The organism is Niallia sp. FSL M8-0099, from assembly GCF_038006945.1.
In the GTDB taxonomy this organism is placed as follows: Bacteria; Bacillota; Bacilli; order Bacillales; family Cytobacillaceae; genus Niallia; species Niallia circulans.
This window is the reverse complement of record NZ_JBBOWF010000002.1, coordinates 612,872-627,442: the sequence shown is the minus strand read 5'-3', so window position 1 is coordinate 627,442 and position 14,571 is coordinate 612,872. Positions and strand designations below refer to the sequence as shown.

Below are 14,571 nucleotides of genomic sequence, written 5' to 3'. Positions count from 1 at the left end.
TTCAATTCTTGAGAATCATACCGATATAGTAAGTAGAACATATTGTTGGAGGTTGCTAAATGGAATTACACTTAACGAAGGAAATAATTACCTATGAAAATAGTGTCGAAAATATAGAAGTGCTGATACAAAAAATTAATGAAGACTTAGAAAAAAACAAATTGTATTTTAGCCACTTGATTATAAACGGTACGGAAGTCTATAGAGATTTTGAATATAAACTGACAGAGGATATCGGCAAAATTGAAAAGATACAATTAGTTACTAAAACAATAAAAGAATTTATTAGTGATTTAACGGTATCCCTAAATGAATACTGTGGGCGGGCTGTCCCTATTATTAAACAGCTTACAGAGCAATTCTATCAATCTCCAACGGAAGAATCCTGGGTCTTGCTTCAAGATTTATTGGAGGGGCTGAACTGGATTTATAATACGATAAAAGGAATTTGTAACATGGAGTTAGATGAATATAGAGAAAATCTCTTGTTGGTATCTAGTCACTTAGATAATGAATTACCTAACTTGTTAGAAGCAATAGAAAATCATGATTTTATCTTAATCGGGGATATTATTTCCTATGAAATTCTCCCTCAGTTTGAATCGATTATATCTATAACAGAAAAGACTTTTCGGGTTATAAAAAAATAGGAAAGAGCTAAAAGAATGTACAATAACTTATATTTTAAAAAAAAGATTTTGATTATTGGCGGTACAGGAACAATAGGCAAACATCTTCTAATGGAGCTATTAAAATGTGATCCTGAAGTTGTTCGCATCTTTAGCAGAGATGAATATAAACAATTTGAGCTCCAACAAGAGATGGGAAATAGAGCAAATATTAGATATTTAATTGGGGATGTTAGAGACCAGCAAAGACTCTTAATGGCTATGGAAGATATTGATTATGTTTTTCATTTGGCAGCTATGAAACATGTGCCTGCATGTGAATATAATCCCTTTGAAGCAGTAAAGACAAATGTCATCGGAACACAGAATGTCATTCAAGCGGCCTTAGATGCTGGTGTTGATAGAGTCCTGTTTACCAGCACGGATAAAGCCATTGCACCTACCAACGCTTATGGAGCGACTAAATTAACAGCAGAAAGACTAATTTCAGCAGCTAATTATCAAAAAGGGCCAAAAAATACAATCTTCAGCTCTGTTCGATTCGGGAATGTTATGGGATCTAGGGGATCGGTTATCCCATTATTTAAAAAGCAAATTATAGAAAAAGGGTATGTGACCGTAACAAATAAAGAAATGCTACGCTATATGATGACACCTAAGCAGGCGATATCATTAATGCTAAAAGCAAATTCAATCGCGTATGGCGGCGAAGTTTTTGTCTTAAAAATGCCTGTTATACGCCTGCAGGATTTAGTGGAAATCATCGTTGAAGAAATGGAGCAACAATACAACTCCCATCGAATTGATATTAAGGAAATAGGCTTACGTCCTGGTGAAAAGATGTATGAGGAATTAATGACCGAAGATGAAGGTCGAGTTGCATTAGAAACAGAGGATATGTTTATAATCAGGCCACCATATGGTGCGACGGACGGAGAATATCCTAATTTAATTACTCCCACATACGAAAAAATAAATCCAAACGAAGAAGAAGTAATATCAAAGGACACATTAAAAACATGGATAAGAGAAGAAAATTTACTATAAAACAGGAATTGATTGGGGGGAATCAGATGACGGGGGAAAAACAAACCATTCTCATGAATATGTTTCCTTATTTACGTAGTTCCTTGAGTGCTATGAAAGATAGTACGGATAAGAACAATATCGAAGTTCTGCAATCAAAGGTGGAGAATGCGCCAACGCTTTCTGTTACGATTGAGAATCGACCTTATTTTCTTCACAGTAAATATGATCCAAAGAAGGAAGCAGAAGTACTAATCGAACGTTATAAGGATGAATTGGATAAGTATGATCATGTTTTATTTTATGGTGTGGGACTTGGATATCATGTAGAGACGTTATTAAATAGATATCCTAATATGAATTATTCCCTGTTTGAACCAGTACCTAACGTATTTAACTATTTTCTTGAATCAAATAGATTAGATATGGTGGATTTAAGTCGGTTAAAAAATGTTTATATTGATACAGAACAAGATGATTCAAAAGAGTTTTTAATAAATATAATGGGAAATATCCAAGAAAGAATCATGCTGATAGCTTTACCAAGCTATGAAAGAATCTTTAAACAAAAGTTTGAAAAGTTTACAGAAGACTTTAAAGCAGCTGTTACAGCAAAGTATGAAAGCAATTATATTGACAATAAATTTAGTGCTCGCTGGACGTTGAATAGTTTGCTTAATTTGCCTGTTACCTTAACTAGCCCAAATATTTTAAGTGGTTTTGAGTCAGTGTTCAAAGATAAGCCACTTATTATTGTTTCTGCTGGACCATCATTAGAAGAAGAATACGAAAATTTAAGAAAAATAAAAGAACAAAAGACAGCATTTATTTTTGCGGTTGGATCAGCTAATAAAGCACTCATTGCCAATGGAATCATTCCCGATGCTGTTTGTACATATGATCCTCAAGATATTAACTATTCGGTATTTACAAAGATGCTAGAGGAAGATATAACGGATGTCCCCATGATTTATGGGACGAGCGTGGGTTTTGAAACATTGAAATATTATCCAGGTCCAAAACTGCATATGATAACGAGCCAAGATACTGTTTCTCCATATTATATAAGTAACCAACAACAGAGTATGAAACGAATAAATGATGCTCCAACGATTGCTGCTATAACACTTCAGTTAGTTTGTGAACTTGGTTGCAATCCTGTTATTCTAGTTGGACAAAATTTAGCATTAAAAGGGGAAGCTGTATATTCTACTGGTATCAAGGAAATTAAGGAAGAAATTGTTAAAGATAATTTTGTTTTAGTTGAAGATGTACATGGAAATCTAATTAAGTCGACTAAAGGATTTATCAATATGAAGAATTATTTGGAACAATATCTATCTTCTTACAAAAATATTGAAGTAATAAATACTACGAATGGCGGAGCAGCTATTAAAGGATCTAAATTTATACCACTAGAAGTTGTTATGGAAAAGTATTTAAAAGATAAGGTTGTCGAAAAGGAATGGTATAAAAACTCAAAATCACCTTCTTATAATATAGATACTTCTATAAGTAAATCTAAATTAATGGAACAATTTATACAACAGTATCGACAGCTGCATAAGCAACTAATCAACTATCTTCAGGAAATGGAAGCACTAGTTAAGAAAAATCAGATTAAAAAGCTTAACTCAACGATAAATGTATTTAATGAAAAAATGAAAAAGCTTTTTAATAATGAGTGTTATCAAATATTTATACATCCTATTAATCGCATACAGTATCAAGCGTTAACAATTAAAGCAGCAGAAATGAGAAAAGTAGAGGATGTTGTTCAAAAAGCAAGGCTTGTAATCGATTCATTTTCACCTTATTTAGATAGATGTAAACAGACTTTGGAGCAAATATCAGGATGTATCTATGATGTTCATCACAAAATAGATAGTACTGGATCGTCTGGACAATTTTATCCTGCTGATTGTGGTGTATTCTATTATGAGGGGAACTGGATTAAGGAGAGTTACTCTCCTGGTAAAACCATTGATTATTTTGTTAAACAAATGGTTTCAAAAGGCACTGCTATTATTAGATTTAAGTTTACTGGAACTAAGTTGAAGCTATTTGGCTCAAAAGGTAAAATTGATTCCAAAAAATTTGAGTTAACCATCGATGGTCACACTGAAAGTATTTCTGTAAATAACAATATTTTTCATGGTGATCCCCTCAAAATAAATGCAGTGGTGTTTGAAAAGGATAATCTATCCAATAGTGAGCATCATGTAGTAGTTCGTTTTACAGATGAAAACAGCTTCTGGTTTACTGGAGTAGAAATAGATCAAGCAGGTCGATTATTTCATATTAATGAAGTAACTGATATCAATCATTTAGAAATAGGAAAAAGAATTCGGTGTCATTATAAAGCTCAGTATAATACAGTGGGTGAATTTAGTGACTTTGGGCAAGAAACAAAAGAATTTATACCTCCTGAGTCTGCGGCATTTCCTGATGGAGATTTTTATTTTATTATGGTAGATGAAGTTGATGGAGAGAAGAAGTTGATTGCAGATCGAGTTATACAGAATTATGTGTCTTGGACTACCTTAGATTCGAATCAAGGAAGTGTTATTATTTCTAAGGGAGATCTTATAATTAGAAGCCTTGTAGATAGTAAGGATGCGAAAGATGTGTTAAGTGAATGGAATAAATATATAGTTTCATCTTCAGATCATTTATCTTGGAATTACCATAATGTATCCTCTTGGACAATGACAAGGTCTGAAGAAAATCAAGATAGATGCATTTCTAGAGGCGGTTCTTTTGTAGAGAATTATTTAGTGAATGAAAATAATCATATAGATAAAGTGATCCCACATAGAGGGTATAGACCAGTATTATTATTAAAATAGTTTGAGTAATCATTGTGTATACGAAAGAGTGCCATTATTAGTGTTATTATAAAGTACGCAATGATGAAACCACTGTCGAGAGTAAGTAGTTTAATTATGGTTTCATATCACTTTATGATAGACCGATGAATAATTATTTTAGCCCAATTGGAGATAATGATAATATTATTATTTGTAAATAAGTATGCACTTACTTATTTTAAAAGGAGATAAAATGCAAAAGGTTCTAGCTGTGATTCCAGCACGTTCTGGATCAAAATCTATTAAAGATAAAAATATTCGTTTATTGAATGGTATGCCAATGCTTGCATATTCTATCAAACATGCACTTGCTTCAAAAAAAATTGATCGAGTAATAGTATCGACAGATAGTGAAATTTATGCGAGAATTGCCAAACAGTATGGAGCAGAAGTTCCATTCATTAGACCTGCCTCCATATCGACAGATACCTCTTTGGATATTGAAGTATTTCAGCATGTTTTAGAATACTTAAACAATGAGGAAATGTATAATCCTGATATTATTGTTCATTTAAGACCAACTTATCCCATTAGAAATGTGCAAGATATAGATAATATGATAGATATGATGATCAATGATGAAACAATAGATTCTGTAAGATGTGTTGCTCCAGCAAAAGAACTGGCATATAAGATGTGGCGTATGGATGAAAATCAAAAAATTACTCCTTTGCTCTCTGATATTCCAGAAGCATTTAATATGCCTAGACAACAATTACCGAAAATATATTACCAAAATGCATGTATTGATGTTATACGAGCAAGCACAATTACAGAAAAAAAATCGATGTCGGGTAAGAATATTAAAGGGTATGAGATGACACATAATTTTGATATTGATACAGAACAGGATTTTTTAAAAGTAGAAAAATATATGCGTTTATTAGAGGGAAATAAAAAAGTTGTTTTTCCGAGTAGAATATAATTTTTTAATTTAGGAGAATTAAGTTATAACAAATGAAAAATAGTACAGATAATAATAGAATAACTGTGCATTAAAAGACTGATTAGTGAGTCTATGTGATAACAAAGTGATAGATATCTATTAACAGTTTTTTTGAATAAATAGAATGGAGGAGATTAAGTGAGTAGTATATTTGATGATTTGATTATTTTTGAAATGGCGAACAGTCATCAAGGCAGCGTAGAGCATGGGATTAATATCATTAAAGAAATGGGTAAAATAGCTCGTAAATATAATGTAAAAGCCGCTGTTAAACTTCAATACCGAGATTTAGACACATTTATACATCCGGATTTTAAAATAAGAGAAGATATTAAGCATATCCCAAGGTTTATGGGAACTCGATTATCTTTTGAACAATTTTGTGAGTTAATTAATGCTGTTAAAGATGAAGGGATGGTAACAATAAGTACTCCTTTTGACGAAGAGGGTGTGAAATGGTGTGTTGAGCAAGGGTTAGATATTATTAAAATCGCAAGTTGTAGTGCATTAGATTGGCCATTACTAGAAGAAGTTGTACAAACGGGAAAACCACTTATAATATCAACAGGTGGAAAAACTGTATCAGATATTGATAAAATTTACAATTTCTTCACGCACAGAAAAAGTGAATTTTCACTGTTGCATTGTATTGCAGAATATCCTGCTCCACTAGGAAATCTACAATTAGATTTTATTGATCGAATGAAAAAACGCTATCGAAACATAACGATTGGCTATTCAGGGCATGAAGATCCTGATGATCATATTGTATCGATGTTAGCCTTTGCAAAAGGAGCTAGAATATTTGAAAGGCATGTTGGACTTCCAACCGATTCAATTACATTAAATGCATATTCTATGAATCCTGAACAAGCAGATAAGTGGGTTAAATCTATTATAGATGCCCAGAATATGTGTGAACTAAAAAAGGAAAACACAAAGTATATTAGTCAAGAAGAGATAGATTCACTAAATTCATTAGCTAGAGGTGTTTTTGCAAAAAAACAGCTTGCTAAAGGTGAAGTAATTTCAAAAGAAGATGTTTTTTTTGCAATGCCATGCCAAAAAGGGCAACTTGTAAGTGGAGACTTTTATGAAGGAATGGTTGCGACAAGAGATTATCAAATAAATGAAGCTGTTTATGAAAAAAAATACATTTCTGATGTAAAAAGTGCTAGAAGTGTCATTCATGATGCAAAGGGAATGCTTTTTGAAGCTGGAATTGCTCTAGGAACAGATTTTGAAGTGGAGTTATCACATCACTATGGAATGAAAGAATTTCGACAAACAGGTGCGATAATTATAAATATTGTAAATAGAGAGTATTGCAAAAAGTTAGTTATTGTTTTACCTGGTCAAAAGCATCCTAGTCATCTTCATAAAATTAAGGAAGAAACTTTCCAATTATTATATGGTGATCTAGAAATGGAGATTAATGGGCAGAAGATATTTATGCAACCAGGAGATATGCAGACGGTTTTAAGAGGACAACCTCATTCATTCTCTTCCAAATCAGGGGCAATTTTTGAAGAAATTTCAACCATGCATATAAAAGGAGATTCCTATTATCAAGATATTGAAATCTCTAAAAAAGATCCTATAGAGCGTAAGACAATCATTAAGGAATGGTGACAGGTATAAAAAAATGTGAGCTATGTCATGGTAACAAAATTGTATACATCCTCGAGTAAGAGATAATGAAGGATTACAATTACTGGAATGTGCAAATTGTGGGTTAGTTTTTTTATCATCCTTTAAACATATTCCTGAAGAGTTTTATGAAAAATCTATTATGCTAATGATCAAGTGAATTTTAAAAAATATCTCAACATTTTTATAAAGATGATCAGCGCCGTTCAGATGGATTAAGGGAGAAAGTTACCAATAAAAGGGTGTTAGATTTTAGTTGCGGAGCTGGAGGTTTTCTTCATCTAATAAAAGATTTTGCAGAGGAGGCTGTTGGTGTAAAACTAGATGAACATATAAATGCATCTATTAATGAAGAAGGGATGCGGTGCTTTAAAAATATCTCAAAAGTTGAAGGTAAATATGACGTAATAACTCTATTTCATGTACTAGAGCTTTTAGTTAATCCAAAGTGTATTTTGAATCAATTAAAACAATATTTGAGTGTGAGGGCTTAATAATTATTAAAGTCTAAACTCAGTAGTTGAATTATTGATATTGAATAAAAGTAGGGGAAATTGCAGATTTTACATATTGGAGCTGTCATGTTTACCTATATAATGCTTATACTTTGAAGCTTCTAGTAGAACAAGCCGGCTTTTAAGTGAAATTAATCAAATAAAAACAAAGATATCCTCTTAGTAATCATCTTTATTGGCTATCAAATAATAGTACAAGTGGACACAAAGAGAGGAATTTTTTAAATAATCATTTAATTGATTTGGAATATGAAAATTTGCTTGCTTCTATCGGAAAGTATGATATTTTGTTGACGGAGTTATCCTTATAAGAAGAATAACTTTTGTGAATCAATTGGGGAATGATGGAAATACAGGTATCTGTAGGGTGATATTATTGAATGTTAGAAGTGGGTAAACCCACGTATTATTTTTTGATAATATTAATAAAAAAGTGGGAAATTGAAGGCATTTGCTTGCTTAGCTTATTACAAAAATCATCTGGTGGAATGCTTTTTATATGAGAGAGTTCATCTGCATTATATAATGAATAAATAGTTAAATAACTGCTAGGAGTTAGGATTATGACATATATGTTGTTCGGAGCATCTGAATCTGGTAAAGAAGTTTTGTCTTTTTTAAACGAATATGTACTTGATATTAAGATTTCTTGTTTTCTTGATAATGACATAAACAAAAAGTTTTACAAGGGGTTAGTGGTTAAACATCCAGATCAAGTGATGTTAAAACAAGGTTGTGATGTAGTTATTATAACTAGCCAATACTACAATGAAATTAGAAAGCAACTTTTGAGTAAAGGTTTAAGAGAAAATATTGATTTTTTTAATGGTACCATTTTATATAATTTAAGCATACAGTTAAAACAAGTAAAAGATAAATTTTATCAATTAAGCAAAGAAGGTATTAAATACTCCATAGTAGGAAATAAAGATTTAGGATTAAAAAAGACGAGTGATACTATTTTTCTGCTTGGAAGTGGTTCTTCTATAAACAAAATAAATGAAGTTCAATGGGAGCATATTCGACAAAATGATTCATGGGGTTTTAATTATTGGCCGGTTCATGACTATAAGCCAACCTTTTATTCCTTTGAAATTACTCCTAAAAAAAATAAGATTCTTCTTACGAATATGGTAAGTAATTATATTAAGAAAATAAATCATAATGGTTCTTATCCACTTGATTTCATAAAAGATATTATTCATTATAGTTCTGGGGATTTAAATGATTTGAAAAACAGCGTAACAAAAGTACCATTTGTGAAAGATGCCTTTTTACCTATTAAAGATGAGCAAGAAATGGAAAGTACTCTTGTATTGCTAGATAAATTAAAATTATTAGATAATGATATAATATATAGATCAGTTGCTTCTATTGTAACTTTAACTTTAATTGCAATAAAATTAGGATATAAAAATATTATTCTTTGTGGGATTGATATGAATGATAGTAAATATTTCTATTTTGAAACAGACTATTATAAAAAAAGAAAATTTTTATTACCGGAACAATCCCAAAAAAATTCTAGCCTTCCTCATGAGACAATGCAAAAAGATGGCGAATTATTGGGGGCGGATAAGATTTTAAAGATTATTAACAATAAGTTTGCTAAACCAAGAGGAGTAAATATATACGTTGCTAATAAATCATCGGCTCTTTATCCAGATTTTATTTTATATGAGGATTGGTATAACTAGAATTTATTATATTTTAGAGTTAAGACTCCCACTATTTAGCCTTAGGTGGGATTTTCTAAATCAGAGTACTATCTGATTTCTCAGCGTTTTTAGATTGCTGACAAAAAATTTACTTTGGGGATAAAGATAAATGAAGGATTTTTTGAATGAAATTAGATAAGATAAGATTTCATTATGAATTTTCTAATTAAACAATATATGATTTTTGGAAATTTTTTGTTATAACCAATGATGAAGGTGTGGGATAAATGAGCAGTTTTAGATCAGACAAGACATTACATAACATTGATATATCTGATATTAAAATAGCTAGTTTTGATATTTTTGATACATTAGTATATAGACTTTGTGCAGAGCCAAAAGATATATTTTATAAAGTTGGTAAAGCTGCAATTGAGAAATACGGAGAACATTTTTTTTATTCACCTAAAACCTTTCAATCAATTAGATGTTTTGCTGAGGAAAATGCTAGAAAAGCACTTAATCATAAAAACGATGTAACATTGGAAGATATTTACCGATTTTTACCGTTTTCTGATGAACAGAAAACCTTTTTGATGAAAGAAGAATTGAAACAAGAATTAATGAATCTTGTTCTGAACGAGAGAGTATATTCTTTTTTAAAATATTGTTATGAAAAGGGAAAAAAAATAATTCTTATTTCAGACATGTATTTATCAAAAGAACAGTTAAAGTATCTTCTTTTAAGTATAGGCATGAACACAAATATATTAGAAGATGTTTATGTATCTACAGATTTTAATCTAACCAAAGCAAAAGGAGATTTATTTGATAAAATATTGTCACTTTATCCAAATGTTATGCCAAGTTCTTTTTTGCATATTGGAGATAATTATGGTTCTGATGTTATAAATGCTCAATTGAAAGGGATGAAAGCTATACATTATAGTCCCATTCTAGAAAATATGTTTAGTATATATGAAATAGAGTCTTCATTATCATTAACTCCTATTGATGAATTAAGGTCCCTTCGTAAACTTGTAGGTCATACTGCAAAATATAAAGGTGAAGAGTTACGTTGGTATCAAATAGGTGCGCAAATATTTGGACCTGTTTATACTTTATTCAGTGAGTGGATAGTTGAATTTGCAAAAAAATCTGGTAAAGATACTATTTTGCCCTTAATGCGTGAAGGCCTATTATTGTCTAATCTAGTAAAAAATACTGTAGAAAATGAAGGGCTTAATATTCAAGTAGAATCACTTTATATTTCAAGGAAAGCGACATTTTTAGCTGGGTTTGAAAAAATTGAAGAAAAAGATGTATATATTGTTTTAAAGAGAGAACTATTAAAATTAAAAGATTTGTTCAATCTATTTCTTTTACCTTTAGAAAATACCATATTTCTTAAATATGAAAACATAACAATAAAAGAATCTATGAGTTTAATAAAAGATGGAAAAAGTCTATATGAGCATTTAAAGTTATTTTTAACACAGAAAGATATTTTAAGAAAGATGAATGAAAATACTACTGAACAAAAGAATTTGTTAAAAGAATATATTTTAACAGTTGCTAGACACAAAAGTTTTTTAACCGTGGATATTGGTGGGAATGGAACGATTCAAAATGAGATAAACAAAGTAGTAGCAGATCTTTTGAATCCTCAGCACTTATTTCTGGCTGGAACAAAAAAAGCTCTGGAAGGAACTGCAAAAGGGAAACAGTTTATATCTTGGCTAGGTTTTTCGGATGAATATCCAAGAATGGTGAAAGAATTTTTTAGAAGTCCTGAAATTATTGAGGCAATGACTAACATTATGCAAGCGGGAACAAGTCATTACGCGAGATTGTCTAAAGAAAATTCTGTAGTTCCGATTCTTAACTCCATTGAATATCCGAAAGAACAATGTCATTTTCAACATGTTTGTTGGCAAGGTATACTAGATTTTCAAGCAGAATGGTTTAAGGTAAAGGAAAAATATCCTATTAAAGACAGTCTTTTGAAGAAAAGAGAGGGATTTCTGGCTGTTTTTCATAGGCTTATTACACTTCCAATGGAAGATGAAGCTAGGATGTTAGGAAGTCTTATACAAGATGATCAGGTGCATTATTCAAGGTCATTGTCCATTATTCGTGAAGAAGATGTAATGAAGGCAAAGGAAATGGGATTAAAGGGTTTTTTAATAGAATGCAGTGAAGGGTACATGAAAAATCAGGTATATTGGCCGCAAGGTGTTGTGGCGCATGTAGATTCAAAAATGCTATTACAGCAATATTGTAAGAACATACTTAAAGACAGAGTTTTAGTAGACATTATTAAATTAGTAGAAAATATTGATAAGAATCAATATAAACATATAACTATATATGGCGCTGGTGAAATTGGAATGAAAGTATTACAAATTGCTGAAATTTATAACTTACCGATTCAAAGTTTTATTGACAAGAATTATGTCAATATGAAAAATGGATTTTATGGTCTTCCTGTACACAGTCTTTCATCTGAATCAGAATACGCAGACATGATTATAATAGCTTCGAAAGCCTTCAAGGATGAGATTCGGGAAACAATTATAGAATTCTATGCGAGTAAAAAGATACCGAGAATTATCGAGGTATAATAATAATAAACGGAGAGTTTTTTATCAACAAACTATCAGACATAATTTATTTTTTTGGGTCCCTAAAGTGTTTGAATTTACAGCACCTAAGTTCGTTGGTTTCTTAAGTGAAATGTAACGGAAGTAGAAAGAGTAACACTATAATGTAACAAGGCTTTTGTTACAATTTATTAATTGTAGTTATTATGTATTGTTAAGAAATTCAGCTTAATGTAAAAATTAACTGGTGGAAAAATAGAAAAATTCTTAGATTAGGAATAAATATTCTATATTGAGAGGGTGAAATGAACTTGCAGGAGTTATGGAGGCTAGATTACCAACTTAGCCATTTGGAAAGTATTATTAAAAAAGCTGATATTATATCATTTGATATTTTTGATACATTACTTTTACGTTTAGTTGCTGAACCAACGGCCTTATTTATGGAACTGGGGAAAGCAGCAAAGGAAGAGGGATTGTTTAAGAGAGATCTATCTATTTTTGAATTTAAACAAATTCGGATTCTTTCAGAGCAATTAGCTAGAAAAGAAAAAAGAGAGAAGTTAAATAAAATAGAAGAAATAACAATATATGATATTTACAGACAAATGCCAGATATTTTTGACAAGAATGCTTTAATAAATTTAGAATTACAGCTAGAGAATAAATATTGTTATATCAATCCAGTTATTTACAGTTTAATAAAATTTTGTAAAAAAAATAACAAAAAAATATATTTGATTTCTGACATGTATTTATCTTCAAAGCAGATAAAAGAGATAATTGCATTTAATGGATTTGATTTTTCATTAGTAGATGAAATAATCTCTTCATCAGAATATAAGGTAACAAAGCAAGAAGGAAAATTATTTGAGGAAATCAAAAATAAATACTCTTTAAGTTATGAGAAATGGATTCATATTGGGGATAATGAGCTAGCAGATGTTCAACAAGCATTATATTATGGTATAGAAGGTACTGTCTATAATGCAAAAGATAAAAACAATGGTTGTTTTCAATATGAAAAAATTATGTATGGGGATTTATTACCTGAGATATACAGTTTAAGGAAAATTTCAAGCAATTTACACCATAAATATAATGAAGGTGAGAAATTTTGGTATCGTCTTGGAACACAAGTAATGGGTCCTTTTTTATCATTATTTGCAGAATGGATTTTAGATATTGCTGAAAAAGAAAACATTCAACAGATTCGACCTTTTATGAGGGAAGGTATTCTTTTAGAAAAAGTACTCAAGGAAGCAGCAAAAGCAAGGAAACTTGATATTGACATAGCTTGTTTATATGTTTCTAGAGAAGCCACATCCTTTACGTCTATTAAAGAAATAAATTTAGATTTTATAGAAAGTTTCTTTGATAGGAGAGGTTACACGATAAAAGAATTACTACAAAAATTTAATATTCAAGAAATACCGAAAGTTTTCCAATCATTTTTAGAGATAAAATTAAAGGAAGCTTCTAACATTAATATAGATAATAGAACGTTGAAACAAATAGTTATTCAGTTTCTAATGGAGCAAGACAATAAAGATATTTTATTAGAGTTAAATAAAAAGGGTCAATTGTTTTACAAGTATTTAGAGCAAAATATTGATCTATCAAAACCATTTATTACAGTAGACTTAGGTTTTAGAGGAACTATACAAGATAATATTGATTTGCTGTTAAAAACTAGGAAAGTTGATTTTCAAAGTACACACTTAATGGCAACTGGAACCGAAATAGTCAAATATAAAATTCAAAAAGGAATGGATATAAGAGGCTTTATGGGGAATGCTGGAGAACACTCTGATTTAATAAAATATATACTAACAGAGCCAGCTATTATTGAAGAGCTTCATATGGATGAAACAGGATCTACCTTATATTATATAGAAGAAGCAAATAAAGTATTACCTTTTTTGGAAGAAAACCAAATACCAAAAAAAGAAATTGAATTAAAAAAAGTTTGTCAAAGAGGTGTTTTAGATTTTCAGAACCAATTTTTAGAATTAAGTAAAAAAAAGCCTTTTATAAAAGAAAAATTGTTAAAAGATAAACGACAAATATGTAAGGTAATTGCAAGGTTATACACTTTACCTACATTTGAAGAAGCATCTAATCTTATTCATTTACATCATGACGATAACTTTGGATCTAAAAGTGTTGTTAGCTTATATAACGAAGAGGATTTTGATAAGTTAGAACATTTAGGAATTGAAAAATTCTTAGAAGTAGCTAAATTCAATCAAATTCTGTGGCCTGAAGCAAAAGTTACAATAAAACACCCAGGTTTTCTAATTTATAAGACAATTAGAACCAGTGATCAATTACCTCAATATATGATAGAAACGATGCAATGTGCAAATAAGCTGGCATATAAGAATGTAAAGGAAGTAGTGATTTATGGTGCCGGAGAAATAGGTCATGCATTAATAGAATCGTTAAAGCTGTTTAATATTGAAGTATTAGCATTTATAGATAAAAAAGAATCATTGTGGGGAAATACTATTGATGGAGTAGAAGTAGTGTCAGTAAAAGAAGCTCAAAAGCTAAATTTTCAGCACGTTGTTATCGCCTCTTTTCTTTTTATAAATGAAATTAAGCAGACGATTTTTCAAAATTTTTCTGATGTTCAGATTTATGAAATGGACAATATACAATAGGGGCTAAA

At 30.4% G+C, this 14,571-nt stretch carries 9 protein-coding genes; all 9 read left to right on the top strand.

Annotated features, from left to right (window positions below; translation table 11 throughout):
- Positions 1–59 precede the first annotated feature (59 nt).
- The gene (locus NSQ92_RS17900; protein ID WP_341153019.1) at positions 60–650 is read left to right on the top strand and encodes a hypothetical protein; all 591 of its coding nucleotides are present in this window, start codon (positions 60–62) and stop codon (positions 648–650) included.
- 15 nt (positions 651–665) lie between these two features.
- Positions 666–1,676, top strand: a complete 1,011-nt coding sequence (locus NSQ92_RS17895) for a UDP-N-acetylglucosamine 4,6-dehydratase family protein (RefSeq protein ID WP_341153018.1) — start codon at positions 666–668, stop codon at positions 1,674–1,676.
- A 26-nt stretch (positions 1,677–1,702) separates the two neighbouring features.
- A complete protein-coding gene (locus tag NSQ92_RS17890; RefSeq protein ID WP_341153017.1) occupies positions 1,703–4,504 on the top strand; it encodes a motility associated factor glycosyltransferase family protein in 2,802 nt (933 codons plus the stop codon).
- A 214-nt stretch (positions 4,505–4,718) separates the two neighbouring features.
- Entirely contained in the window at positions 4,719–5,450 is a 732-nt protein-coding gene (locus NSQ92_RS17885; protein ID WP_341153016.1) for an acylneuraminate cytidylyltransferase family protein, read from the top strand.
- 159 nt (positions 5,451–5,609) lie between these two features.
- Positions 5,610–7,103: an N-acetylneuraminate synthase family protein gene (locus NSQ92_RS17880; protein WP_341153015.1), complete on the top strand. Its 1,494-nt coding sequence runs from the start codon at positions 5,610–5,612 to the stop codon at positions 7,101–7,103.
- A 188-nt stretch (positions 7,104–7,291) separates the two neighbouring features.
- Positions 7,292–7,615, top strand: coding sequence for a methyltransferase domain-containing protein (locus tag NSQ92_RS17875; RefSeq protein ID WP_341153295.1), 324 nt, complete (start codon positions 7,292–7,294; stop codon positions 7,613–7,615).
- A gap of 584 nt (positions 7,616–8,199) precedes the next feature.
- On the top strand, positions 8,200–9,333 hold the full coding sequence (locus NSQ92_RS17870; RefSeq protein ID WP_341153014.1) for a hypothetical protein: 1,134 nt from the start codon (positions 8,200–8,202) through the stop codon (positions 9,331–9,333).
- Between the two features lie 248 nt (positions 9,334–9,581).
- Positions 9,582–11,918: a hypothetical protein gene (locus tag NSQ92_RS17865; protein WP_341153013.1), complete on the top strand. Its 2,337-nt coding sequence runs from the start codon at positions 9,582–9,584 to the stop codon at positions 11,916–11,918.
- Between the two features lie 284 nt (positions 11,919–12,202).
- Positions 12,203–14,563, top strand: a complete 2,361-nt coding sequence (locus NSQ92_RS17860) for an HAD-IA family hydrolase (RefSeq protein ID WP_341153012.1) — start codon at positions 12,203–12,205, stop codon at positions 14,561–14,563.
- The last annotated feature ends 8 nt before the right edge of the window (positions 14,564–14,571 follow it).

Bases quoted from the DNA above. Each gene is read 5' to 3' on its own strand.
- NSQ92_RS17900 (WP_341153019.1), top strand. From the start codon at position 60: ATGGAATTACACTTAACGAAGGAAATAATTACCTATGAAAATAGTGTC.
- NSQ92_RS17895 (WP_341153018.1), top strand. From the start codon at position 666: ATGTACAATAACTTATATTTTAAAAAAAAGATTTTGATTATTGGCGGT.
- NSQ92_RS17890 (WP_341153017.1), top strand. From the start codon at position 1,703: ATGACGGGGGAAAAACAAACCATTCTCATGAATATGTTTCCTTATTTA.
- NSQ92_RS17885 (WP_341153016.1), top strand. From the start codon at position 4,719: ATGCAAAAGGTTCTAGCTGTGATTCCAGCACGTTCTGGATCAAAATCT.
- NSQ92_RS17870 (WP_341153014.1), top strand. From the start codon at position 8,200: ATGACATATATGTTGTTCGGAGCATCTGAATCTGGTAAAGAAGTTTTG.
- NSQ92_RS17865 (WP_341153013.1), top strand. From the start codon at position 9,582: ATGAGCAGTTTTAGATCAGACAAGACATTACATAACATTGATATATCT.
- NSQ92_RS17860 (WP_341153012.1), top strand. From the start codon at position 12,203: ATGAACTTGCAGGAGTTATGGAGGCTAGATTACCAACTTAGCCATTTG.